Raw genomic sequence first — 25,853 nt, 5'->3', positions numbered from 1 at the left:
CTTAAGCACTCTGTTGAGGAGCAGATTCCGTATCTTCATCTTCCGGTTTTGGCTCTTCCAGCATGCTAAAGCTCATAGCTGCCGAAGCTTCGCTTGGCCGGTTACTTTTCAATTTAATCTGTAAGCGCAATTCATTCATCGAATCGGCATTACGAATTGCTTCTTCATAGGAAATCGCGCCTTCGTTATACAAATCAAATAGAGCCTGATCAAACGTCTGCATGCCCAGTTCACGCGATTTGCCCATAATCGACTTTAACTCATGGAACTGGCCTTTTAAAATCAGTTCAGAAATCAGCGGCGTATTCAGCATAATCTCGACTGCCGCACGGCGGCCTTTACCATCTTCGGTACGCACCAGACGCTGGGAAATAATGGCCTTCATATTGGACGACAGATCCATCAGCAACTGGTTACGGCGCTCTTCCGGGAAAAAGTTGATAATCCGGTCCAGCGTCTGGTTGGCGTTATTGGCATGCAAGGTGCCCAAACATAAATGCCCGGTTTCAGCAAAGGCAATCGCATGTTCCATGGTTTCGGTGTCGCGGATCTCGCCAATTAAAATCACATCCGGTGCCTGACGTAAGGTATTTTTCAGCGCATTGTGCCAGGAATGGCTGTCGACCCCGACTTCACGATGGGTAATCATCGACTTTTTATGCTTGTGCACATATTCCACCGGGTCTTCCACGGTAATAATATGCCCGGCTGAATTTTCATTACGATGATCAATCATCGCCGCCAAAGAGGTCGATTTACCTGAACCGGTTCCCCCCACCACCAGCACCAGACCGCGCTTTTCCATAATAATATGCTTCAGTGATTCCGGCAGTTTCAGCTGGCTAAAGTTTGGAATTTCCGCGCTAATGGTTCGAATCACCATCCCGACATGCAGCTGCTGTTGAAACACATTGACCCGAAAACGCGATACCTCCGGCACACTAATGGCAAAGTTGCATTCCAGATCAGTTTCAAACTCGCTACGCTGTTTTTCATTCATGAGGCTGTAGGCAAACAGCTTGGTTTTTTCTGCGGTCAGCGCCTGTTGTCCCAGCGCTTTCATCATGCCCTGATGTTTAATGCTCGGTGGAAAATCCGCGGTAATAAATAAATCTGATCCCCCAAACTCAACCACTTTGCTGAGCATATGAAACATAAACTTACGCGCATCTTCGAGTAATTCTGCACTGTACATCATCAATTATTCACTATCTGTTCTGTCATCATTTTTGACCCCAACGCGCCGGTATTCAACCGATTGGCAGCGCTGAGCATGTTGTCGATATTGCATCAATCATCCTGATTTCACAATCAATAAAAATTTCAACTTATTCAAAAAATTCAAGATAATCTGCCAATTTCATCAAACTTTTCTATTTTAATTTTAAGGTGCTGATAAAAATTAAGCCCCTGAGGTTCAGGGGCTATTCATTCAATACAATTGCAGTTTAAGCACTACGTTTTAACGGTCGTAAGACCAGTTCTTGTGCGACCTGAAACAGTAACTGTTCAGTCTTGTTCCAGCCTAAACAGCCATCGGTCACGGACTGGCCATAGGTCATCTGATCCGAGATTTTCTGTTGTCCATCGACCAGATGACTTTCCAGCATGACACCGCGAACCTGAGTCTGTGCACGCTCTGCCACAATGGTTTTTAACACCTCTGGTTGTAATAACGGATTTTTACTGCTGTTGCCATGACTGCAATCAATCACCAGCGCTGGCATCTCGCCTTTGACTTTGGCTTTGATTTTTTCAATTTCAGCCAGCTGGTAGTTCGGGCCAGCATTGGCGCCACGTAAAATCAGATGTGCTTTCGGGTTGCCCTGTGATTCTAAAATACACGGTAAACCTTGCTGGCTCATGCCTAAGAACTGATGCGGATGTGAAGCCGATTGAATTGCGTCTAAAGCAATTTGTACCGAACCATCGGTACCATTTTTGAAGCCAATGCTGTACGGCATGTGGCTAGAAATTTCACGGTGAATCTGAGATTCACTGGTACGCGCGCCAATCGCACCCCAGGCCAGTAAATCGTCAAAGTAGGCCGTTGCCATCGGGCTTAGAATTTCCGAGGCAATAGGCAGCCCCATTTCAATAATTTGCAAGTACAGTTCACGTGACTTTTCCAGTCCCAATTGCATATTGGATGAACCGTTTAATTCTGGATCGTATAAGAAGCCTTTCCAGCCAACCGTGGTGCGCGGTTTTTCGATATAGGCACGCATTACCAGGAAAATCTGGTCTGCCACCTGGCTTTGCAGTTGTTGTAATTTTTGTGCGTATTCCAGTGCTGCCGCAGGATCATGGATGGAGCATGGGCCGGTAATCACCAGCAAACGTGAATCGGTACCGTTAAGAATATTCTGAATGGTTTGACGCTGCTCGGCAATTTGCTGTGCCAACGCGCCAGAAAGCGGCAATTGCGCCTTGAGCTGATAAGGTAAGCTTAAAATTGTTTCTTTGGCTGAGGATTGTTGTAATGCAGTATTTAAAGCGTTCATTGATTCTTCCTTTGGACTGTGGTTTGACAGTCCGAACTTTTATTTGAGCGATATGGGTCTAATACAGGTCAGGTTGGTCATAGCTTGACTAAAGTAAAACCAATAAAAGTTGCTAAAGTATGAATAGTTAAATGTACGCATGAGAATCTCCAAAAGATTGATTAAATTCAAGATATAAAAAAACCTGATCAGGGTTGCCGATCAGGTATCAACTGGTGGGCAACCTTATTTTGCCCGAACGCGTTCAGGCAATTATCTAAACTGCCAGAAGTAATAGTATGCGTTTGAGATTACAGGTTGCTTTAACATCTTTATTTCTTCAAAAAAGTATGTGTCTGAAAAATAAAATACGCGCTATTTCCAGCTTTGACAATAGTTTTCTGGATGTTTTTTAGCATTCTTCCGGATTTCCTTTCACATTTAGCAAAACACAGCTTTCCTCCAATTGATCTCCTATCTTCCGGGTTAAAGCACGTCGAAAGACTCAAATTACTTTTGGATAAAAAATTATCCGCATTAAAATTACCTTCTATTGGATATTTACAGTCAAAACACCACCATTAAAAACCTTTTAAAATCATTAACTAATTCATTAAAAATCATAGCCCACCCATCATCATTTACAAAAAGTTACAATTATATTTCTTCCTATTCACCAATAAAACACAAAACAATATTTTATAAATATCATTACTTTAATTTATCATTAAGCCTGATTTGAGTTATAAGTTACGAAATGCGTAATCATATTACGTATTGAACAAAGATTAACTCTTGCTAAGATATTTTCATCTGGAACTCCCTGATTTCAGGAAATTCCTGCAAAAACAACAAGTGAAGCAATTGGATTGCTCACCATACATGAGGATGGAACATGCACAACTTAGCTAACCCTTTAGAGCTATGCGGATTTGAATTTATTGAGTTTGTCTCGGAAAATGGCGCTCTGGATTCAGTTTTTCAAACGCTCGGTTTTACCCAAGTGGCTAAGCACAAATCCAAAAATGTCTACTTATGGCGTCAGGGCGACATCAATATCATTCTGAACTATCAGCCAGAATCCTATGCATCGTATTTCTTTAATGAACATGGTCCATCGGCCTGTGCCATGGGCTTTAAGACCAAAAATGCAACCCGTGCCTATCAGAAAGCGCTCGAACTCGGTGCCGAACCAATCAAAAACGTGATTGGTCCTATGGAACTGAATATTCCAGCGATTAAAGGCATTGGTGGCTCACCAATCTTTCTGGTCGACTGCGATATTTATCAGCAGGATTTCGAGTTCTTTGAAGGTGTTGATCCGCGCCCGGTGGGTACTGGTTTAAAAGAAATTGACCATTTAACCCATAATGTCTACAAAGGCCGGATGCAGTACTGGGCCAATTTCTATGAAAAAATCTTTAATTTCCAGGAAATCCGCTACTTCGATATTAAAGGTGAATACACTGGTTTGACCTCAAAAGCGCTGACTGCACCAGATGGCAAAATCCGTATTCCACTGAATGAAGACTCGGACAAAGGCAACGGACAAATTGCCGAGTTCCTGTCAGAATTTAACGGCGAAGGCATTCAGCATATTGCCTTCTCAACCGATGACTTACTGGCGACCTGGGACAAGCTCAAAGCCATGGGTGCCAAGTTTATGACCCCACCACCGGCAACCTATTATGAAATGCTGGCAGAACGTTTACCGGAACATGGCGAACCGACTGTAGAGCTGCAACAGCGTGGCATTTTACTGGATGGCAATACCAAAGATGGTGAAAAGCGCCTGCTGCTACAGATTTTCTCGGAAAATATGATTGGCCCGGTGTTCTTCGAATTTATTCAACGTAAAGCAGATGATGGCTTTGGCGAAGGAAACTTCAAAGCCCTGTTCGAATCGATTGAGCGCGACCAGATTAAACGTGGCGTGCTTGACGTCTCTGCCTGATTTTCAGGTGTTCTAAATCCCGACAACGCCGCTCTTGCACATGCGATTTGGCATGTGTCAGGGGCGACGCATGTTTAAATTTCAGCAATCACATCACCTGCGCCAAAACAATAACAACACAGTGATGTCGATTTTACATGGATGATAAAAGATGCAACAACATGATGGCAAACTACATAAGGGCTTGAGCAACCGGCATATCCAGCTCATTGCCCTCGGTGGCTCAATTGGCACCGGATTATTCCTCGGCATCTCCCAGACCATTAAACTGGCCGGCCCGTCGGTCATTCTGGGTTATGCCATTGCTGGCCTGATTGCATTTTTAATGATGCGTCAATTGGGTGAAATGATAGTCGAAGAACCGGTCAGTGGTTCTTTTAGTCATTTTGCCTATAAATACTGGGGCAAGTTTGCCGGCTTTATGTCGGGCTGGAATTACTGGGTACTGAATGTGCTGGTCTGCATGGCCGAACTGAGTGCCATTGGCCTGTATATCCATTACTGGTGGCCGGAAATCCCGACCTGGGTCTCGGCGCTGGGCTTCTTTATTTTTATTAATGTGATTAACCTGCTGCATGTCAAACTGTTCGGCGAAATGGAATTCTGGCTGGCGATTATTAAAGTGCTGGCGATTGTCGCCATGATTGCGTTTGGGAGCTATCTGCTGGCCTCAGGAACGGGCGGTCCACAGGCGCATTTAAGCAATTTATGGGAACTTGGCGGCTTTTTCCCCAATGGTGTGATGGGCCTGGTGATGGCAATGGCCATGATCATGTTTGCCTTTGGCGGTATTGAGCTGGTCGGTATTGCCGCAGCAGAAACTGACAACCCGAAAAAGACCTTACCGAAAGCGGTCAATCAGATCGTATACCGGGTTTTATTATTCTACATTTTAACCCTGCTGATTATTCTGGCCTTATATCCATGGAACCAGATGGCACAAGGCGGCAGCCCGTTCGTGATGATGTTTGACTCCTTAGGCAGTCAAGGCGTTGCCACAGTATTTAATTTCGTGATCTTGACTGCTGCGGTGTCGGTCTATAACAGCACCAACTACTGTACCAGCCGTATGCTTTTAGGTCTTGCGGAACAAGGCAATGCGCCGAAGTTTTTAAGCAAAATCAATTCACGCGGTATTCCGGTAAATGCGGTGATGGTTTCGGCCTTTTTCACCCTGCTCTGTGTGCTGCTGAATTACCTGTTCCCGGAAACGGCGTTCAGCCTGTTGATGATGCTGGTGGTGGCAGCCATTGTGATTAACTGGGTGGTGATTTCCTATACCCATCTGAAATTTAAACGTCAGATGCTGGCGCAGCAACAGCAAACCCTGTTCCCAAGTATTGCCTATCCGTTTACCAATTACCTGTGTATTGCCTTTATGCTCGGTATCTTGGTGATTATGAGCCAGACCCCATCGATGCGTATTGCAGTCGGTCTGCTGCCGGTATGGATTGGCCTGTTATCGCTGGCCTATTACCTTAAACAGAAAAAACTGGCGCGCGATCCTGCGCTCATCAAAGCCAAAAGCTATTAATTCAGGAAGATTGTATGTTTCAACATGTCGATACCTATGCCGGCGATCCGATTCTGTCCCTGATGGAAGAATTCCAGCATGATCCGCGTCCGCATAAAGTTAATCTCAGTATCGGGCTGTATTATAACGAGGCCCAGCAGGTTCCGCAGTTGCGTGCCATCCAGCAGGCTTATCAGGACCTAAATGCCGAGCAGCAGAAGGTCAAACTGTACCTGCCAATGCAAGGTATGCCGGCTTATAACAGCGCCGTCCAAGCACTAATTTTTGGCGAAGATAGTCCGGCTTGTCAGGCCGGTCGTGTAGTGACCTTACAAACGCTGGGTGGTTCGGGTGCGCTAAAAGTGGCGGCAGATTTCTTAAAACGCTATTTCCCGGCCTCTGAATTATGGGTCAGCCGCCCGACTTGGGATAACCATATTGCGATTTTCCAGGGCGCCGGCATTCGCTGTCATGAATATCCGTATTTTGATCCGCATAGCGGTCAGGTGAACTTTGCTGCCATGCTGGATTGCCTGCAACAGCTGCCGGCGCAAAGTATTGTTCTGCTGCATCCCTGCTGTCATAACCCGACCGGTGCCGACTTATTGCCAGCGCAGTGGGATCAGCTGATTGAGCTACTGGCGCAGAAGCAGCTAATTCCGCTCTTGGATATGGCCTATCAGGGCTTCGCCGAAGATTTTCACGCAGATGCTTATGCCATCCGGGCGATGGACAGGGCCGGCCTGAATTTTCTGGTCAGCCATTCATTTTCCAAAATTTTCTCTTTATATGGCGAACGGGTTGGCAGCTTAAGTGCGGTCTGTGATGATGCCACCACCGCCCAAAGCGTGTTAGGCCAGCTGAAAGCCACCGTACGCCGGATTTATTCCAGCCCGCCGACTAGCGGCGCGATGCTGATTCAGCATGTGTTACACACGCCGACGCTGTACCAAAGCTGGCAGGACGAACTGACCGAAATGCGTGAGCGCATTCAACAGATGCGTGAGCGTTTAAAACAGCAGCTCGAACTTGCCTTACCGGGGCAATCTTTTGACTATCTGACCCGGCAGCGCGGCATGTTCAGCTATACTGGCTTGAGTGCAGCCCAAGTCGATCAGCTCAAGCAGGAGTTTGGTATTTATCTGGTGCGTAGTGGCCGGATGTGTGTGGCAGGACTAAACCAGAACAATGTCGATGCAGTGGCACATGCCATGGCACAGGTATTACAGCATAGTGATACTGCTCTCACTGCTTAAACCTCTGTTCCCTCGCAAATAAAAACGGGCCATGTGCCCGTTTTTATATTTTTATATCGTAGAAATTTGAAGATTATGAAGCGGCTTTTAACATCTGCTTGGCTTCAAGCTGATTGACAGCATTGCTAAATAAATAGCCCTGACCAAAATGGCAGCCAAACTGTTTCAGGGTTTCAAACTGCTCCTTGGTTTCAATGCCTTCGGCAATAATATCCAAGGATAAAACCGGCCCCAGTTTGATAATCGCTTCGACAATGGCCTGAATTGATTTATCACTATTGATCCGATTCACGAAATCACAGTCAATTTTCAGGCTATCTACCGGATAATCACGTAAATGGGTTAAGGAGGAATGTCCGGTGCCAAAATCATCCAGCGAAATGCGAATACCGGCCTGTTTCAGTTTATGGATGGTACGAATCACACATTCAGAGCCACGCTCGGCCAGTGATTGCTCGGTAATTTCAATTTCAATTAATTGTGCCGGAATCTGATAATGCTGCATCCGTTTTAACAGCACTTCTGCGTAGTTATCGCGCATCAATTCCACCGGCGAGGCATTAATTGACACCGGCACCGTCTGTAAGCCCTGTTTGATCCAGCTTTGCAAATCACTAAAAATGGCCTGCTGCATCAATTCACTGATTTTTGTAGTCAGCTCATAATCGCTAAAGGCTTCTAGCAGCTCTTTCGGATAACGGTAACGCTGCTGTGCATCCTGCCAGCGTAATAAAGCCTCAAAGCCAATCAGCTCACCGGTTTCAATACACACTTTCGGCTGATAAAACGGTACAATCCGCTGTTCACGAATAATCATGCGTGCAGTCTGCAACTGCTCTGCCTTGCTCTGGACCGCCGCCAGCATAGAATGATCAAACATGCGGATGCCACCTCGGCCACCGGCTTTCAGGTCATTCAGCGCGGTATCGGCACATTTCATCAGTTCGGGAATTTCTCTGGCATCTTTGGGATACATCGAACAGCCAATGCTCATGCCGCAGTTAATGACCCGGCCGCTATAGGTAATGGGTGCATCCAGCAGTTTGGCAAACTTCTTGGCCAGTTCAATCAGCTGCTGTTCATTTTCAACCGAATGCACCACCACGGCAAACTCATCACCACCCAGGCGCGCAATACTGACCTGTTCTGAAATATATTTTTGAAAGCGTTTGGACAATACTTTTAATAAATGATCGCCGGCCTGATGGCCCAGGGTATCGTTAATATTTTTAAAATGATCCAGGTCAATCAGCATGACCCCGACCAATGTGCGGGTTTCTTTGGCGACCTGAATTGCCTGTTTGGTTTTTTTCCGGAAAGTTCGGCGGTTAATCAGCTTGGTCAGATCATCGACTTCACTGCTGAGTCTTAATTTATCTTCGGCAATTTTTTGCAAGGTCACATCACGCGACACACATAAAATACTGGTGGTTTCGCCGTGTTCGTTCAGCACTGGGGTCAGCATATTGTCCCAGTATTTCACTTCATCCTGATTAATGCTCATACCCGGGAAATGGGAATTTTTGCCTTTAATCGCCTCACGAATGGCCTGCTGACCTTTTTCACGAGCTTCGGGTGGTAACAGGTCAAGCCATTTCATGCCGAAGTTCTTTTCCCGCTCTTTGCCTAGCAAGGCCTGGCAACCTGAACGGTTCATATGCGACAGTGAGCCATCCGGTTTGACAATCTTGATACAGTCAACACTGACATCCAGCATATGGGTGTGGGCACGTAAGCTATCTTTGGTTTCCCGATATTTCACCGCACTGTCATGAATATTGGTACAGCTGATCATCCACTGGTCACAACCCTCGAGCTGCTGCGAATTTCGGGCAATTAACAAAAACCAGTGATAGCGCTGCTGGCGATCCCGAATCCGGCATTCTTTTTCAAAACTCTGACCACTTTTTTGCGCACTTTCCCATAAAAAACACAGATGCTCGGCATCTTCCGGGTGAATGGCATTCAGCCAGCTTTGAGCAGTCAGGCTTTGCTCATCTGAAGCAAGATACTGTTTAAAATTAGAATTATATAGATGATGTCCGGCTGAACTAACCCAAATCAGTTGTGGCATCATTTCAATGGCGCGAATAAAGTCTTTCTGAAAAGGAGATTTCTCAAGTTTAGGCGTGACCTGTTTGGACTTGTCTTTTAATACCTTAAGCAGCTTAATATGACTCATATCGCATTTTCCGAGTTATAGTACCAATAAGATCACACTTCTATACAAATATGTATTATAAGAGCTATAAAAATTATTTTTAACCCACGGTAAATAAAAATACCCAGTTTTTGTATATTCTTTTTGTAATTAAAATGGCTTAAAAATATACAATTTTCTGTGCATATTCCTGACTTTAAGCATGCAGCCTAGTTCTACTTTGTAGCGAGACTGGGCAATTTTGATAGAAAAAAGATATCAGTTGTGATGGTTTCTGTGAGTGCAGATACAAAAAAACACCGGGTCTAAGCCCGGTGTTTTTTAGATAAGGTCATTACGACTCGAAATGAATTACACTACGAATTGATTTACCTTCATGCATTAAGTCAAATGCTTCATTAATCTGTTCTAACGGCATGGTATGGGTAACAAAAGGCTCCAGCTGAATATCACCTTTCATGGCCTGCTCGACCATGCCTGGTAATTGTGAACGGCCTTTAACGCCACCAAATGCAGTGCCCATCCATTTACGGCCCGTCACCAATTGGAATGGGCGAGTCGAGATTTCTTTACCGGCACCAGCCACACCAATAATCACCGATTGGCCCCAGCCACGATGGGCACATTCCAGCGCGGAACGCATGACGTTGACATTGCCGATACATTCAAAGGAATGATCAACACCCCAACCGGTCATTTCAACAATCACTTCCTGAATTGGGCGCTCATAATCATTCGGGTTAATGCAGTCAGTCGCACCAAACTGTTTGGCCAGTTCAAATTTTTCCGGGTTGGTATCAATTGCAATAATACGGCCGGCTTTGGCCTGACGCGCACCTTGCACCACGGCCAGACCAATCCCGCCTAAACCAAACACGGCAACGCTGTCACCTTCCTGCACTTTGGCAGTGTTATGCACCGCGCCAATACCGGTGGTTACACCACAGCCCAACAAGCACACCTGTTCATGGTTGGCTTCCGGGTTAATTTTGGCCAGTGACACTTCGGCCACCACAGTATATTCACTGAAAGTTGAACAGCCCATGTAATGATAAATGGGCTGACCATTATACGAAAAACGGGTGGTACCATCTGGCATCAAACCTTTACCTTGGGTAGCACGCACCGCCACGCACAGGTTAGTTTTGCCCGATTGACAGAACAGACATTCACCACATTCCGCGGTATATAGTGGAATCACATGATCACCCGGCTTGAGACTGGTCACGCCTTCACCGACTTCCACCACCACACCCGCGCCTTCATGACCCAACACGGCTGGAAACACCCCTTCAGGATCATCACCTGACAAGGTAAAGGCATCCGTATGACATACACCGGTATGACTAATTTTAACCAAGACTTCTCCAGCTTTTGGCGGAGCCACGTCTATTTCTACAATTTCAAGGGGTTGACCCGGACCAAATGCGACCGCAGCTCTTGATTTCATGAAATTGATCATCCTTTTGATACGTCTTTAACAGATGTCTTACAGTAACCGCTTTTTATCAACAGATTCAACCTATAACATCATGATAATCTATATGAATCAGTAAAAATCTACTTCATAAAAATGATGCCATTAAAATATTACAACATGATCTGGTTGTGCTGTCTGATTCTGGCATGTACCGGTTGTAATTCGCTTGAACAGAACTATGCTGCGCAGGATGCGCCAATTGAACCAGATTTTGAACACTGGATGCCGCGACCAGAGGCACAGGCACAACTACAACGCGGACAAACCGCCTATTTACCGCTGTATGACGGATTTATCAGTATTGCTTCACGTTTACATTTAATTCATAACGCCAAACATCATTTAGACCTGCAATATTACATCTGGACCGATGACGAAATTGGTCATTTAGTGCTGGCCGAATTACTCAAAGCCGCCGACCGCGGGGTACAGGTCCGGTTACTGATTGATGACCAGAATGGCACCCAACTGGACGATACCTTGCTGGCACTCAGCCATCATCCGAACTTTAAAATTCGCCTGTTTAATCCTTATAAATTCCGTCATTTTCGGGCACTGGATTATGCCTTCCGGATGCAGGCAGTGAATCACCGCATGCACAACAAACTGATTATTGCCGATGGCGCGATTGCCGTGACCGGTGGCCGCAATATCAGCCGGGAATATTTTGATGCCAGTGATGACTTTCAGTTTACCGATGTAGATATTCTCTTTGCCGGTAATGCGGTCAAAAAAGCCAACGATAATTTCGGTGCTTTCTGGAACCATGAACTGAGTTTTAATCTGGTCCAGCTGATGGACCAGAACAGCAATAAATACCATCGTAATAGCTTGACCTTGCTGCGGGAAAAATATGCCAGCCAGCAACTGGATGAACAGGAGGTGCAACGTCGGATCAGTTTTGCCGAGCAACAGGTGGCGCAGTATTTAAAACAGCGTTCCTATCATTGGGCCAAAGCGCATTTTGTGGCTGACCCGCCAGAAAAAATCCAGGGCAAAGCCAAAGATGAAGAGATGATTTACCATCAGATGATCCAAATTATGGGCACGCCCGATCAGCATCTGGAACTGGTATCTGCCTATTTTATTCCGACTCAACGCGGTACGGATTATATGAGCCGTCTGGCAGAAAACGGCATTGATATCCGGGTTTTGACCAACTCGTATATGGCCAATGATGTACCGATTGTACATGCCTTCTATCAGCAATACCGGCCGCAGCTATTGGCCAGTGGCATTCGACTGTATGAGTTCAAGCGTTATATTCAGCGCGAAGAACGTACCTGGTATGAAATTATTACCGGTAACGTGATTCCAGCCAAAGGCCGCAGTGCTTCCAGCCTGCATGCCAAATTCTTTGATATTGATGGCAAGGTATTTATTGGCTCTTTTAATTTTGATCCGCGCTCGGCTTTTTTAAATACCGAAGTCGGGCTGGTGCTGGAATCTGATGAACTCCAGGATGAAATTTCAGATTCATTGAATCAGTACCTGCCGCAAATTGCCTATGAACTAAGGTTGGATGAGAAAGGACAGATTATCTGGCTGGATTATCAAAAAGATGGTTCAGTGATTCAGCACAAGGTTGATCCGGAAACCACCAGTTTCCAGCGTTTTGTGATGAATTTAATGACCCATGTCCCAATCGAGTGGATGATATAATGACATCCACATTACAGTAAATATACATTGACCAAGATAATTGAATACGAGTTGCTCTATGGGTTTGCAGCAAACCCGATACCCGGAGAGATTGTGTGATCTCTCACTTCGTATTTATCGCCAGAAGGTTTTACTCTCCTGCTACATTACTTTAAAATTCACGCTTTATTTTTCTTCTTTTTTAGATCTCTCCCCATGCAATTTTTTGATTTAAGCCGTCAATTTAAATTAAGTGATATTCTCAGCCCGACTAAAACCCTGAATGAATTGGGCCAGCAAGAGTGGTTTCTGGCCAAAGTGCGGGTCGAACATGATTGCCTGTCCGACTCGGAGCAGCTTGAAGGTCAGGTAGTGTTGCAATCGAATGAGAATATTCAGCTGGAACTGGAATGGCTGATTCAGGACACCGGTTTTGAATTGCAGGTGTTGTTTAAGGGTGTAGAAACTGCGGCTGAACAGGAAACCTTGGTGATGGTCAAAGGTGCACAACTGGTGGATGATGCACAGCAACCGCTCTCAGCCCAAGCCCTCAGCTTATGGATTGATGGCACTTTATTACCGATGTTGCCGCAAATCCGCAAGGAAATTAAAGCCCGCCTGAATTTATGGGATTATGTGGAATACGGAGCTTAAGTCCTTTTATTCTGCTTTTACTGCTGAAACATGAAAAAAGAGCGAAGTTTTTCGCTCTTTTCTGAGCTGTGCTCGTCAGATTTCCTCTCGTTCTATTTTTAAATCCAATTTATGATGAATATGCAGTTGCGCTTTCACGCATAACAATAGTTCTGGTCTTTATTATGCTGGTTTTAACTATAAAATGAGTATAAAAATGAACAAGAATATGGATGCTCAAACCTGGGGGCAAATACGACAAGTGGTTGCGCAGGCGCAGCGCGCCAGTATGCACTGCTCCATCGCCAGTGTGAGTCCAGAAGGTATCCCGAATATCACCCCGATTGGAACCTTATTTTTAAACGACAGCTCTCCCACCGGTTTCTTTTTTGATACCTACTCTGCCACGCTGCAACAGCATCTCAAACATAATGCGCAGGCCTGTATTCAGGCCGTAAACAGTAGCCGCGGGTTCTGGCTAAAATCAATGATGTCAGGTCAATTTCGCACTTATCCGGGTGTGCGTTTATATGCTGAAATTGGTGAGTTACGCCCGGCCACTGCCGGGGAAATGAATCAGGTACACCGCAGAATTGCGCCGTTAAAATGGACACGCGGCAGCAAGCTGATCTGGTCGGATTTCACCCAGGTTCGGGAGGTGCATATTCATGCGTTTAGATGGGTAGAATATCCATCAATGATGCCAAAGACATCCTCTCTTTTTTAAAGCAGGCCGACATCCTTAAACAGACCGCAATAAAGTTCAGCCTTTTTCTCCACCGCTAAGGGATAGGCGCGAGATGAAGATGGCATACGGTATAAATGCAGCTCTCGACCAGCAAAGATCGCCTGTGAAGATTGGCCAATTACCGGTTTCGGCGTGCCTTCCGGTATTGATTCCATCAAGGTATCAGTGGCTTTATCACCCGTGGTCATAATGTACTGGCACAGCGGCATTTGCTGGAGCAGCCGATTTAAATCGGTCGGGGTGTGAATATGCAGAAATTTATCTGAAGCATTGCCCTTTAAACGGCTGATCCGGTAGGCGGTATCAAACAGCGCAATACCGGTATCTTTTAAAAAGTTTTGAATCAGTTCGAGCTGAAAGTTTTTATTCGGCAGGTCTAAAAAATAGTTTTTATCCTGAAAAAAGCAGATACCAAAAATCCGCCACATATCATTCTGATAATTCGGATAATAAAATTCCATTTTCCAGCGATTTTTGGGCGGTGGAAAACTGCCCATCATCAGCAGTTTGGCATTGGAGGGTAAAAAAGGCTCAAAGGGATGGGTTTCAATTTCAAGATCATCAATCATAAGGCAGCAAACTCAATTCACTTTATTCATCTTAAGCCGTTGTTTAATTTTGAGTGTTACTTCTTTGCCCCATATTTGATAAATTTCTTTACTCGGATGAAAGCCATCTTCGGCCATTTCCAGTTGCATCTGCTGATATTGTGCAATGTCATATTCAATCCAGTCCATGTTTGGCTGCTTTTGAATAAATTTATGCAGTTCACGGTTCATCTGCTTGGCATATTGGCCAAACAGCCACGCCAGCGGATTCGGTAAAGCCGGGAAAAGCTGCATCGGTGGTACACCTGCTGCAAGGATGAGTTGTGGCTGAAATTTAGCTGCAATCAGTTGATACAACTGCGCCTGTTTTTGAATCCAGATATCGGCTGGCATCAATTTGGTGACATCATTCACCCCGACCGAGGTGACCACTACATCAAACTTTTCAGTGTCCAGCTGCTGAACGCTTTGAATGACCTGCCCTGTAGTATCGCCTGTTTTGGCATGCAGTTTCCAGCTGACCTGAAATTCGGAAGTGAGTCCGGCCAGAATCGCGCCGAGCAAGGCATCTTCCTGATGGCTAACGCCAACGCCGGCAGCGGCTGAATCTCCCAGAATCAAAATGGATAAGGCCTGTCCCTGACCGCTCGTGCCTTCACGTTCGCCTTCTGGCTCTGCCAGTCTTAAGGTATTTTTCTTGACCCGGCGGCCTTGAATAATCAGGGCGGGAATTAAACCCAAGGTTGCAAGCTTCAGAAACATCGCGTTGTCGATCATCTTCAAAAAAATCGGGCCTATTTTAACCAAAATAAGCCCCGTATTTTTGTCTTTCTATGAAATATTTTTAAATTTTCAAATATTTAAAACAAACATTTAAAATAAAAAGTGAAAAGCGCCAAATGGAACTTTTCACTTGATATACATGTGGATTAACCGAGTTTATTGACTAGTTTTAATGGTAAGACTTTCATGGCCAAGCCCAGTGGCAACCATGGCCATTTTGGCACATAAGCTTTTACCGGTGCTTTTTCAATTTCTGCGGCCAGTAAGCGTGAACCAGTTTGCTCATCCACTTCAAATGGTAATTTTTTCGCGCCTTCGTTAATTTCGGTACGGATATACCCCGGGAAAATGGTGGTAACTTTAATTGGCGTATCAATCAGTTCGGCGCGAATGCCTTCAGCCAGATGCGCAACGCCGGCTTTACTGGCGCCATACGCAGTCAGATGTTTTGGCATACCACGCATTGCGCTCATGGAAGAAATCATCACCAGATGGCCAGAGTTTTGGGCACGGAAAATTTCTACCGCAGCTTCACATTGCGCCAGCGCTGAAATAAAGTTGGTTTCAACCGTGGCGCGGTTAATCGCAAAATTGCCTTTGCCGATCCGGCGGCCTTCACCAACCCCGGCATTGACAATAATCCGGTCAATCGTGCCCAGTTCTTCCTTAAAAGCACGAAACACCTCAAATACCTGATCATAATTGGTCACATCTAAGGTTTTTGCGGCCACGCTCACGCCGTACTTGCTTTCCAGTTCCTGTTTTAAGCTTTCCAGACGTTCCATACGACGCGCACAAATGGCCAGGTTATAGCCTTTTTGCGCAAATTCGCGGGCCATACCGGCACCAATGCCGGAACTTGCGCCGGTAATTAAAATTGTTTTGGTCATCTGTCTATTCCTTGATTAAATCCAAGTTAATAATTCTGGATGTTGTGCTTTTATAAAATGATGTTCATTCAGACTTAACAGTTGTGGCTCATTACCAACCAGACGCAAAGTGGTCATGCTGGTATTGGCGATGGCCCAGTTCAGTGCAAAAGTCCGGTTAGGATTCAGTTCCAGAATTTTTCCAGCAACAACCGAAATGACGCCGCCCGAAGTAAACACAATCGCGTAACGCGGTTTGGTTTGGGCCAGTTCATCACACAGGTTTTGCAAGGCGGTTTCGACCCGGGCCTTGAAATGCGGCCAGGATTCTTCATATTCATGGTGATATTCACCGCCAGTCCAGCGTTCAATGGCACCTTCAAAAATTTTTGCCAGATACGCCCGCGGATTAAGCTCTTTGGCTACATCGGCCTTTAATAAATGCGGTTCATTAAAGCGCGGTTCGTATTGGGCAAACACCTGCTGATGATTAAACTCGTTCCAGTCCGGATTGGTGACCAGATGAGCTTCAGGGAAACATTCGGCCAGAGCGATCTGTGCAGTCTGCTGATGGCGCTGCATGGAGCCGGCCACCACATAGGGTTCTTCTTTTAAGATGTTGTCAAAATACTGCCCCAGCAGTTTGGCCTGCAATTCCCCATTCGGCGAAAGCTGGTCATAGCTTTCTGCACCAAAAGAAGCCTGGCCATGACGGATTAAATAAATGGTCGTCATTTCGGCAGCAGCTCCTTAAATTTGGCCATATATTTTTGTGCCAGCTCATTGGCTTCAATTTTTTGCAGCCCAATCAGTTTTAAGGCACGGATGTGCAAGGCATGAATCACAATCCAGAAATCTTTAAAGGCCGGATTATTGGTCTGTTTATGATAATAACGGTAGTAAATCTGCTGGGCGATCACCGCCAGACGGAAAATCCCGAACACTTCATAGAAGGTCCAGTTTTCCGGTTGCAGGCCGGTTTTTTCCAGATAGTAATCGACCACCTGTTTACGGGTGAACATGCCTTTTAAATGGGTCGGCTGACGGCGGGTGGCTTTAAAAATCTGGTTATCGGTTTCTTCTACCCAGTAGGCCAAAGCGGAACCAAGATCCATCAGCGGATCGCCCAGAGTTGCCATTTCCCAGTCCAGCACGCCAATCACTTCGGTTGGATGCTGCGGATTTAAAATCACATTATCAAAACGCCAGTCATTGTGAATAATGCAGGTGGTGGAATCTGCCGGAATATTCTCGTGCAGCCATTTACGTACATATTTAAATGACGGCACATTCAGGGTTTTGGCTTTTTCATAACGGCTGTCCCAGCCTTCCACCTGACGACGGCAATAGCCCTCACCTTTACCGAGTTTTTCCAGTTCAGTGCCCTGATACGGCACCTGATGCAGCTCGATTAATTTATCAATCACATTAATGCACAGTTCCTGAACCTGGTTTTCATCAAAGTTCAGTTCTGGCGGCAGTTTGGCCCGCGGGATAATGCCTTCCACGCGCTGCATGATATAAAAATCACAGCCAATCACCGATTCATCCTGACACAGCGCCACCATCTGTGGTAACACCGGATAAAACGGCGCCAGATTTTTTTGTACATGATATTCACGCGCCATGTCATGCGCAGATTTGGCTTTGGTGCCTTTGGGTGGACGACGTAAAATTAAATCGGCATTACGATAGTTCAGACGATAGGTCCAGTTAGAGGCACCACCTGAATATTGGGTCACTTCCACGGGTTCCTGAACATCAACCCCTTGTGCCTTTAACCATTGGCTTACTGCCTGAATATCCAGTTCCTCGCCTTCACGAACCTGACCGCCAACATCAATCACTGACATGTTATTTTCCTAATTTTTCACTTTTTTAGGTCTTGCCCTATTAGAGCATTTTCAGCTGTAAAGACCCACACTGTTTCTGGTGTTTTGCCACTTATTTTTTACGACGGGTACTGTAACCGCGTTTGGCCAGTTCCAGTTTGGCAATCATGCCTTTATGCACTTCATCGGGACCATCGGCCAAACGTAAGGCACGTGCCTGGGCAAAGAAACCGGTCAATGGCGTATCGCGGGACAGCCCGGCACCGCCGTGGATTTGCATGGCCATATCCACCACTTTTTCCAGCACGCTTGGCGCCACTACTTTAATGGCAGAAATTTCTGTTAAGGCGGCCATATTGCCTAAAGTATCCATTTTATAGGCAGTATAAAGTGTTAACAGGCGTGCCTGATCAATTGCCACACGCGCTTCGGCCACACGCTCCAAATTGCCACCGAGTTTCAGGATTTCCTTGCCAAAGGCAGTCCGGTTCATGCCGCGGTCAATCATCAGTTCCAGTGATTTTTCTGCCGCACCGATACAACGCATACAGTGATGAATACGGCCGGGTCCTAAACGGCCCTGGGCAATTTCAAAACCTTGGCCGGCACCGCCAATAAAATTGGCCACTGGCACGCGGACATTGTCAAAGCTGACTTCACCATGGCCATGCGGCGCATCATAATCGCCAAACACCGGTAACATACGTTCAATTTTCACCCCTGCAGTATCGACCGGGACCAGCACCATCGAATGTTGATGATGACGGTCTTTGCTTTCGTCCGGGGTATGCGCCATAAAAATAATGATTTTGGCATTCGGATCGCCCAGACCCGATGACCACCATTTACGCCCGTTCAGGACAATCTCATTACCATCTACCACCGCCGTGGCCTGCATATTGGTCGCATCAGAAGAAGCGACTGCCGGTTCAGTCATACAAAACACCGAGCGGATTTTGCCTTCAAGCAGCGGCATCAGCCATTGCTGTTTTTGCTGTTCTGAACCATAACGCCATAACACTTCCATGTTGCCGCTATCTGGCGCGTTACAGTTAAATACGGTCGGGGCAATCAGGCTACGGCCAGACAATTCGGCAATATGTGCATATTCCTGCACTGACAGGCCCTGGCCCAAATTAGGACAAGGCAAAAACATATTCCACAGTCCCGCGGCTTTGGCTTTGGCTTTTAAACTTTCTAATTGCGCCGGCCACTGCCATTGCGTCCAGTCACCGCCCTGATTCAGTTCATGCACCTGCTGCCAAAAGTCGGCCTCAATTGGTTCAATTTCTGTTTGAATAAACTGTTGGGTTCTTTCGAGATAATCCTGTGCGCGTGCTGACAATTCAAACATGACTGTAGCTTCCTCAATCTGTTGTTATATTGGCTTTACAACACCTTAACCTAAAAATTATTATGCATGAAATGATTTTATTGAATTAAGCACTATGCACAATATTCATAATAATAGCCCAATGGATCTGGGTACTTTTCATCGTATTGATATTAATTTATACCCGCTGTTTATTGCGATTTTTGAACAAAAAAATATTTCCAAAGCGGCGCAGCTCTTATGTATCAGCCAGTCGGCGACCAGTCACGCTTTACAAAGGCTTAGGTTACAGTTACAGGATGATCTGTTTATTCGCACCGGCCATCAGATGTTACCAACGCCGTTTGCCGAGCAGATTTATCCGACTATTAAAACTGCGCTGCTGTCTATTCAGCATATTGCCCGGCAAAAACAGCAGTTTGAACCGGCGATGGTACATACCCTGAAAATTGCCATTCATGATGAAATTGAACCGATTATTTTTCCCAAACTGGTGCAGCATTTTCAGCAACTGAATCTGGAAATTCAGTTTCTAAGCAGCAAACTGGACCGTAAAACCATGATTAATGATCTGGCCACCCAGCAAATTGATTTTGTGATTGATCTGGAACACAAGCTAAGCGATAAAATCCAGTTTCAGGCGCTGGTCCAAGACCGTTTCGTGGTCTGTAGCCAGCGTTCATCCATAGATAAAGAATTATATTTGTCTGCGCCGCATATTGGTGTTTCTTCACGCCGTAGTGGCCTGCTGCTGGAAGATATTTATTTAAAGCGCAATCAGCTGTCTCGAACCCTATTATTACGCTGTCAGCATTATTCCACTGCCCTGCAAATTCTGGCGCAGCATGACACCGCGATACTGACTATTCCGGAAAGTATTTTGCGACATTTACATATTGACCCGAAGCTGCATATTTTTGAATCGCCTGTCGACCTGCCGCAAATTGATTTGGGGATGTTCTGGTATAAGGAGATGCAGGAGAATGCACGTCATGCATTTTTAAGAGCGGAGATTTCTAAAATTTTTGCTTAGGCTATTTCAGTAGATTAATCTTAATTATGCTTAGGCTATTTTAAATGAGGTCAGAAAATTTACTTAGGCTATTTAGATCACTCAAATTCAAGGCGCTTTATCTTCATTAAATTTCAAACATCGCTCAAGCCCTTGCCAGATCAGGCGTTGCAGCGTAGCTGATTTGTTAAAAACTAGCTAATTGGCGATTTAATCGACCGGCGAATTGCGCCATTTCTTTTACACTAGCACTTTTATTTTTCACGGTTTACAGCTGGCTGGTCTGTTCAGCTGAATTGAAAGCGTCTATGTTGACTGAACTCTCCCCTTTCTGGCTGCTGGCATTGGCCGCTGGATGCTGTCTTGTTGCGTTTATGCTGTTGGGTAAGATTTCCCGCTTTGTGCAGCAACTGTTTCGACCTTTTAAAAAAGGCAAAACCTATTGGGCGCGGGTCACTGCGGTCAGCGATGGCGATACCCTCACCCTGTACCGTTTTAATTTAAGACGTTCAGAAACCCGCATCCGCTTTGCCTATATTGATGCGCCAGAATCGAGTCAAAGTTATGGTCCGGAAACCCGGCGTCTGGTGAAAACCATGCTGCATCAGAAGGTGGTACGGGTCAAAATTACCGATATTGACCGCTATGGCCGCCATGTTGGGGTGATTTATCGCTACCGTAAAAATGTCAATGAAGAACTGGTCAAACGTGGCGCCGCCTGGGTCTATGAAGATTATATTCGTGATCGCAAGCAGCTAGTGCGTATGCGCGCCTTACAGACTCAGGCCAGAGCGCGGAAAAAAGGACTCTGGAAAAGTAGCCGCCCGGTGCGGCCAAGTGTCTATCGCAAACAGAACCGTAAATAAAATGCTCAGGTGAATTTTTAAAGTCCGAAGATGATTCAGCTTAATAAGCCCATTGCACCAGCAAACGAAAAGCTCCGGCAATCAGCGCCAACGCCACAAAACCGGCCAGCCAGAGACCAATAAACCACAGCAGCTGTGTACGTTTCATTGCGGCTCCTTGATGACTAAAGAAATAACTGAGCTGGGATGATGTGCTTCATGTCGATTTTCTTTAATGATAGCCATCATCCCCCACCCGGACTTTATGGCGAAAAATCCAATAGGACATCGCGCTATAACCTAGAATAATCGGAATTAAAATCAGCGCGCCAATGAGAGTAAAACGCTGACTGCTTTCCGGTGCAGCAGCCTGCCAGAAGCTGACCGAGGGCGGAATAATATAAGGCCATAAGCTGATTAAAAAACCGCTATAGGCCAGAAATACCAAGGCCAGCGTATACAAAAATGGGCGAAACTGTTGCTGTTGCCGGCAGGCTTTTAAAGCCAGATAAGTAAAGATCAGCACCAGTATCGGCACCGGAGAGAAATACAGCAGCTGCGGCAGTCTTTTGCAGTTGCGGACATCGCCCATACCCGCGAGATCCTTAATCAGCTGAGTGAACAGTTACAACCGACCCTACAAGGTGAAGACAAATGAGTTCAGCACAAGCACCGCTATGGACCAGAAACTTTATCCTGGTCGGCCTGATCAATTTTCAACTGGTACTGATTTTTTATCTATTGGTGATTGTGATTGTCGGTTATGCCGTGGTGGAATTAAATGCCAGCATTGCCGAAGCCGGTTTAATTTCAGGACTGTTTATTGTCGGCACCTTATTTGGCCGTCTGCTGATTGGCAAATGCCTACAGCGTTTCGGTTATCGTAGCACCCTGCTTTTTGGGCTGGCCGGTTTCTTGCTGCTTTCCTTAGGCTATTTTATAGAGATGGGGGTGACTGCCCTGCTCGGCATCCGTTTTATTCATGGCTTTATGATGGGAGTCGCCTCTACCGTACTCGGCACAGTCATCGCACAAACTCTGCCGCCCACCCGCCGTGGTGAAGGTATTGGCTATTACAGCATGAGCAGCACCCTGGGTACGGCGATTGGTCCTTTTGTCGCGATCTGGATGATGCTGCACACCAGTTATCAGACGATTTTTAGCTTATCCAGTGTCTTGGCGCTGGGCTGTCTGGTAGTGGCCTGTTTTATCCGGATGCCGAACCTGGCGCAGCCTAAACCTGCAGCCACCGCGACAGCAGGCAAAGGTTTTGGCTTCTGGACCCAATATCTGGAAAAGAATGCACTGCCCATTTCCCTGATTATGCTGTTTGCTTCCATCTGTTATTCCGGCGTGCTGTCATTTATTAACTTTTACGCCAAGGAAATTGATCTGGTCGAAGCCGCGTCCTTATTCTTTTTAATGTATGCAATCGCCATTTTGTTTTCGCGTCCGTTTACCGGGCGGCTTATGGATCGTAAAGGTGAAAATATCATTATGTATCCCGCCTTTATTGTGATGGCGATTGCCCTGTTTTTACTAAGTCAGGCGCATAACTCCAGTATGCTGCTGCTTTGTGCCGGCTTGCTTGGTCTGGGCTATGGCAATATTCAATCGGTCTGTCAGACTATTGCGGTCAAAAGTACCTCACTGGAACGTATGGGACTGGCGACCTCGACCTATTTTATCTGTCTGGATGCAGGGCTGGGCTTCGGGCCGTATTTGATCGGAATCGTGCTGAAATCGGTTAGTTATGCGCAGATGTATTTCTATAGTGCCATCGCCGCGCTGTTGTGTTTAGGCCTGTATTATCTGCTACATGGTCGTCATGCTCAGCAGGTGCAGCCACAGTTATCACGCTAACGAAAGCAACACGCTTAAAACCGCCGGCCAAAGCGCTGGCGGTATTCCATTGGGGTTAGGCCGGTTTTCTTGCGAAATAAACGCCGGAATGAACTCGGATCTTCATAGCCCACCATTTGCATAATCCGGTCAATCGGCTGCTCGGTTTCTTCCAGCCGTTTTTGCGCAGCTTCAATACGAATAGCCTGCACATACTGATTCGGCGCCACATCTAACACTGCTTTAAAACGGCGAATGAGCGTGCGCGGGCTGATATTAAAGCGCGCCGCCACATCTTCCATATTCAAGTTTTCACTAAAATGCTGCTCCAGCCAATGCTGGATTTCTTTTACCAAACCATCCTGATGTGGCTTGCTCATACGCATCAAGGAATAGGACAACTGGTTGTCACGGCGAAAATCCAGCACAAAGGATTTGGCCGTCTGAATGGCAATTTCAAAGCCATAAAAGCGTTCAATTAAATGCAGGCCCAAATCGAACCAGGCCAACCCGCCACCGGCACAATAGACATGATCGGACTGGGTAATCAGGCGATCCGCCTGCAAATGGACTTCTGGATAGCGCTGCTGGAACAGATCTTTAAAACCCCAATGCGTGGTGGCACTGCGGCCCTGTAAAATTCCGGCTTCGGCCAGAAAAAAATTCCCGGTACAGTTTCCGGCAATCAGGCATTGGGCTTGATCGGCCTGTTGCAGAACATTCATGAGAGACTGATTTTTTTCCAGAATCTGCTCGATGGAACCGGCCAAAGTCGGAATCACCAGCAAATCGGCCTGCTGGATTTCACTATAGGCCAGATGCGCCTCAATGCGTAAACCATTACTGCATTGCACCGTTTCTCCCTGTGGCGAGGCAATTTGTACTTGAAACAGGCGCTGAATATCCTGTTTCTGAATCCGGTTCCAGCTGATGCCGGCCAGACTGAATAAATCGGCCACACCAGTTATGGCCGAGGCCAGTGCACCATCATAGGCCAGAATAAAAACCCGCTTCATGCTTTCTTCCAAATGTCGTTTTTAGCTCCTTGAGTGTCATTATTGACAATTTATCTGCCAATACAAGTCTTGTTAAGCTAAGAGCAATCAATAAAAACAGGCAACGGCATCCCATGACCGCACTCATCAATCAAAAAGATCTGGATTTTTTACTCTATCAGGTATTTTCAGCCGAACAGCTGACCCAGCTGGAACGTTATCAGGAACATGACAAAGCCACCTTCGACAGCATTTTAGATACGGCGTGCGGCATTGCAGCAGACTATTTTGCTCCACACAATGCCAAAGGTGATGCGCAAGAACCGCATTTTGATGGTACACAGGTACATACCATTGCCGAAGTGAAACAGGCCTGGCAACAGTTTGCCCAGGCCGGTCTGTTATGTGCCCAGCATGATTATGATCAGGGCGGTATGCAGCTTCCCACACTGATTAATATGGCTGCCAATGCCTATTTTATGTCGGCCAATCCTGCCACCGTGGCTTATTCGTTTTTAACCGCCGCCGCAGCGAATCTGATTCAGGCCTTCGGTACCGAGCAGCAGAAACAGACCTTTGTCCCGTCGATGTTCAATGGCCGCTTTTCCGGCACCATGGCCATGACCGAGCCGAGTGTCGGTTCCTCTCTGGGTGATCTGACCACCAAAGCCATTCCACAAGCTGATGGCAGCTACAAAATTAAAGGCCAGAAAATGTTTATTTCTGGGGGTGATCAGGACATTACTGAAAATATTGTGCATCTGGTGCTGGCGCGGATTCAGGATGCGCCACAAGGTGTCAAAGGCATTTCCCTGTTTATTGTGCCGAAATTCCTGACCAATGAAGATGGCACGCTGGGTGAACGCAATGATGTCAAACTGGCTGGCCTGTTACATAAAATGGGCTATCGCGGGACAACATCGACTGTGCTGAATTTTGGTGAAAATAACCAATGCTTAGGCTATTTGATTGGTGAAGCTGGTCAGGGCCTGAAATATATGTTCAAAATGATGAACGAGGCGCGTGTCGGTGTTGGGCTGGGCGCCGCGATGATCGGTTATCGCGGTTATTTGGAATCGCTGGAATATGCCAGAAACCGTCCGCAAGGCCGACTGGCCAGTGAAAAAAATAGCGACAGCAAACCGGTCAATATTATTGAACATAGCGATGTGAAACGGATGTTGTTAGCGCAAAAGGCCTATGTAGAAGGAGCTTTGGCATTGTGCCTGTTTGCCGCGCGACTGATTGATGAACATCAGGCGGGTGGCTCGGAAGATAGCGCCATTCTGCTCGACCTGATCACGCCTGTGGTCAAATCCTTCCCGTCTGCCTATGGTCCGAAAGCCAATGATCTGGCAATTCAGGTACTTGGCGGTGCCGGCTATACCCGTGATTATCCGGTAGAACAGTATTATCGGGATAATCGCTTAAATCCGATTCATGAAGGCACTTTTGGTATTCAGTCACTGGATTTACTCGGGCGTAAATTATGGCAGCACAATGGCAAAGGCTTAAATCTGCTAATGCAACGCATCAACACCACGCTGGAACAGATTCAGCATCCGGCCATTCTGGATCTGTCTAGCAAATTCTGCAAACATCTGGCTACGGTACAAAGCACCACACAAAAACTGGGACAGGCGCTTATGCAAGGTCAAACCAATGAGGCTTTGGCCAATTCTGCCCTGTATTTAGATATGATGGCTAAAGTGATTATTTCCTGGTTATGGCTGGATATGGCCAACAAGGCGCAACAGCAGTTTGGCCAGTCTGAGTTGGCAGAAGATCAGCAATTTTTAGCAGGCAAGTTGCAAGCGGCGCGCTATTTTATTCGCTGGGAATTACCGGAAATTGAACATCAGGCCAAATTACTGAGTGAATTTGATGATACTTGCCTGTCGATGCACAGCGACTGGTTTTAAAAC

At 46.2% G+C, this 25,853-nt stretch carries 22 protein-coding genes and 1 pseudogene; 10 read left to right on the top strand and 13 right to left on the bottom strand.

The window, feature by feature from the left end; translation table 11 throughout:
• Position 1: 1 nt before the first annotated feature.
• Together ACPEPR_RS08675 and ACPEPR_RS08670 are read right to left on the bottom strand one after the other, a co-directional pair.
• Positions 2-1,195, bottom strand: coding sequence for a PilT/PilU family type 4a pilus ATPase (locus tag ACPEPR_RS08675; protein ID WP_045794791.1), 1,194 nt, complete (start codon positions 1,193-1,195; stop codon positions 2-4).
• A 253-nt stretch (positions 1,196-1,448) separates the two neighbouring features.
• A complete protein-coding gene (locus ACPEPR_RS08670; RefSeq protein WP_104488899.1) occupies positions 1,449-2,504 on the bottom strand; it encodes a 3-deoxy-7-phosphoheptulonate synthase in 1,056 nt (351 codons plus the stop codon).
• Between the two features lie 874 nt (positions 2,505-3,378).
• On the opposite strand from ACPEPR_RS08670, the gene hppD reads away from it, so the two are divergent.
• The 3 genes from hppD to ACPEPR_RS08655 all read left to right on the top strand — a co-directional run bounded on the left by hppD (position 3,379) and on the right by ACPEPR_RS08655 (position 7,206).
• Entirely contained in the window at positions 3,379-4,437 is a 1,059-nt protein-coding gene (gene hppD / locus ACPEPR_RS08665) for a 4-hydroxyphenylpyruvate dioxygenase (RefSeq protein WP_411684307.1), read from the top strand.
• Positions 4,438-4,588: 151 nt separating this feature from the next.
• Positions 4,589-5,971: an amino acid permease gene (locus ACPEPR_RS08660; protein ID WP_423562309.1), complete on the top strand. Its 1,383-nt coding sequence runs from the start codon at positions 4,589-4,591 to the stop codon at positions 5,969-5,971.
• A gap of 14 nt (positions 5,972-5,985) precedes the next feature.
• Positions 5,986-7,206, top strand: coding sequence for an aromatic amino acid transaminase (locus tag ACPEPR_RS08655; RefSeq protein ID WP_423562308.1), 1,221 nt, complete (start codon positions 5,986-5,988; stop codon positions 7,204-7,206).
• A 73-nt stretch (positions 7,207-7,279) separates the two neighbouring features.
• Here the strand turns inward: ACPEPR_RS08655 and ACPEPR_RS08650 are convergent, their stop codons facing one another.
• Positions 7,280-9,388, bottom strand: coding sequence for an EAL domain-containing protein (locus ACPEPR_RS08650; protein WP_423562307.1), 2,109 nt, complete (start codon positions 9,386-9,388; stop codon positions 7,280-7,282).
• A 313-nt stretch (positions 9,389-9,701) separates the two neighbouring features.
• The gene (locus tag ACPEPR_RS08645; protein WP_016658079.1) at positions 9,702-10,817 is read right to left on the bottom strand and encodes an S-(hydroxymethyl)glutathione dehydrogenase/class III alcohol dehydrogenase; all 1,116 of its coding nucleotides are present in this window, start codon (positions 10,815-10,817) and stop codon (positions 9,702-9,704) included.
• Between the two features lie 123 nt (positions 10,818-10,940).
• On the opposite strand from ACPEPR_RS08645, the gene ACPEPR_RS08640 reads away from it, so the two are divergent.
• The 3 genes from ACPEPR_RS08640 to ACPEPR_RS08630 all read left to right on the top strand — a co-directional run bounded on the left by ACPEPR_RS08640 (position 10,941) and on the right by ACPEPR_RS08630 (position 13,848).
• Positions 10,941-12,509, top strand: a complete 1,569-nt coding sequence (locus ACPEPR_RS08640) for a phospholipase D family protein (protein WP_423562306.1) — start codon at positions 10,941-10,943, stop codon at positions 12,507-12,509.
• 195 nt (positions 12,510-12,704) lie between these two features.
• A complete protein-coding gene (locus tag ACPEPR_RS08635; RefSeq protein ID WP_005178205.1) occupies positions 12,705-13,142 on the top strand; it encodes a hypothetical protein in 438 nt (145 codons plus the stop codon).
• Between the two features lie 196 nt (positions 13,143-13,338).
• Positions 13,339-13,848 (top strand): pyridoxamine 5'-phosphate oxidase family protein, encoded by a 510-nt coding sequence (locus ACPEPR_RS08630; protein ID WP_205778862.1) that lies wholly within the window; start codon positions 13,339-13,341, stop codon positions 13,846-13,848.
• On the opposite strand, the gene ACPEPR_RS08625 is transcribed toward ACPEPR_RS08630, so the two are convergent.
• The 6 genes from ACPEPR_RS08625 to ACPEPR_RS08600 all read right to left on the bottom strand — a co-directional run bounded on the left by ACPEPR_RS08625 (position 13,845) and on the right by ACPEPR_RS08600 (position 19,255).
• Positions 13,845-14,435: a uracil-DNA glycosylase family protein gene (locus ACPEPR_RS08625; protein WP_423562336.1), complete on the bottom strand. Its 591-nt coding sequence runs from the start codon at positions 14,433-14,435 to the stop codon at positions 13,845-13,847. The genes ACPEPR_RS08630 and ACPEPR_RS08625 overlap by 4 nt on opposite strands.
• Before the next feature lie 15 nt (positions 14,436-14,450).
• On the bottom strand, positions 14,451-15,179 hold the full coding sequence (locus ACPEPR_RS08620; RefSeq protein ID WP_423562305.1) for an SGNH/GDSL hydrolase family protein: 729 nt from the start codon (positions 15,177-15,179) through the stop codon (positions 14,451-14,453).
• 167 nt (positions 15,180-15,346) lie between these two features.
• Positions 15,347-16,090, bottom strand: a complete 744-nt coding sequence (locus tag ACPEPR_RS08615; protein ID WP_016658074.1) for an SDR family oxidoreductase — start codon at positions 16,088-16,090, stop codon at positions 15,347-15,349.
• A gap of 15 nt (positions 16,091-16,105) precedes the next feature.
• Complete coding sequence (locus ACPEPR_RS08610) at positions 16,106-16,804, bottom strand: histidine phosphatase family protein (protein ID WP_016658073.1); 699 nt, start codon at positions 16,802-16,804, stop codon at positions 16,106-16,108.
• Positions 16,801-17,922: a phosphotransferase family protein gene (locus tag ACPEPR_RS08605; RefSeq protein ID WP_171431878.1), complete on the bottom strand. Its 1,122-nt coding sequence runs from the start codon at positions 17,920-17,922 to the stop codon at positions 16,801-16,803. Before ACPEPR_RS08605 ends, ACPEPR_RS08610 begins: the two co-directional genes overlap by 4 nt.
• Before the next feature lie 91 nt (positions 17,923-18,013).
• Entirely contained in the window at positions 18,014-19,255 is a 1,242-nt protein-coding gene (locus ACPEPR_RS08600) for an acyl-CoA dehydrogenase family protein (RefSeq protein ID WP_423562304.1), read from the bottom strand.
• Positions 19,256-19,349: 94 nt separating this feature from the next.
• On the opposite strand from ACPEPR_RS08600, the gene ACPEPR_RS08595 reads away from it, so the two are divergent.
• Both ACPEPR_RS08595 and ACPEPR_RS08590 read left to right on the top strand, forming a co-directional pair.
• Positions 19,350-20,267 (top strand): LysR family transcriptional regulator, encoded by a 918-nt coding sequence (locus ACPEPR_RS08595; protein WP_423562303.1) that lies wholly within the window; start codon positions 19,350-19,352, stop codon positions 20,265-20,267.
• A 287-nt stretch (positions 20,268-20,554) separates the two neighbouring features.
• Positions 20,555-21,112, top strand: coding sequence for a thermonuclease family protein (locus tag ACPEPR_RS08590; protein WP_168397692.1), 558 nt, complete (start codon positions 20,555-20,557; stop codon positions 21,110-21,112).
• Between the two features lie 40 nt (positions 21,113-21,152).
• Here ACPEPR_RS08590 and ACPEPR_RS08585 read toward each other — a convergent pair whose 3' ends face one another.
• Together ACPEPR_RS08585 and ACPEPR_RS08580 are read right to left on the bottom strand one after the other, a co-directional pair.
• Entirely contained in the window at positions 21,153-21,260 is a 108-nt protein-coding gene (locus ACPEPR_RS08585; RefSeq protein WP_005178219.1) for a hypothetical protein, read from the bottom strand.
• Between the two features lie 63 nt (positions 21,261-21,323).
• Positions 21,324-21,656, bottom strand: a pseudogene (locus tag ACPEPR_RS08580) (cytochrome d ubiquinol oxidase subunit II); the annotation flags it as partial.
• Positions 21,657-21,745: 89 nt separating this feature from the next.
• Between ACPEPR_RS08580 and ACPEPR_RS08575 the strand changes: the two are divergent.
• Positions 21,746-22,954: an MFS transporter gene (locus tag ACPEPR_RS08575; protein WP_423562302.1), complete on the top strand. Its 1,209-nt coding sequence runs from the start codon at positions 21,746-21,748 to the stop codon at positions 22,952-22,954.
• 14 nt (positions 22,955-22,968) lie between these two features.
• Here ACPEPR_RS08575 and ACPEPR_RS08570 read toward each other — a convergent pair whose 3' ends face one another.
• Positions 22,969-23,949 (bottom strand): GlxA family transcriptional regulator, encoded by a 981-nt coding sequence (locus tag ACPEPR_RS08570; RefSeq protein WP_168383815.1) that lies wholly within the window; start codon positions 23,947-23,949, stop codon positions 22,969-22,971.
• A gap of 113 nt (positions 23,950-24,062) precedes the next feature.
• On the opposite strand from ACPEPR_RS08570, the gene ACPEPR_RS08565 reads away from it, so the two are divergent.
• Entirely contained in the window at positions 24,063-25,850 is a 1,788-nt protein-coding gene (locus tag ACPEPR_RS08565) for an acyl-CoA dehydrogenase (protein ID WP_423562301.1), read from the top strand.
• The last annotated feature ends 3 nt before the right edge of the window (positions 25,851-25,853 follow it).

The sequence above is a fragment of the Acinetobacter sp. AND/436 genome, assembly GCF_049546925.1.
Lineage (GTDB): Bacteria > Pseudomonadota > Gammaproteobacteria > Pseudomonadales > Moraxellaceae > Acinetobacter > Acinetobacter indicus.
This window is presented reverse-complemented; position numbering and strand designations above follow the sequence as displayed.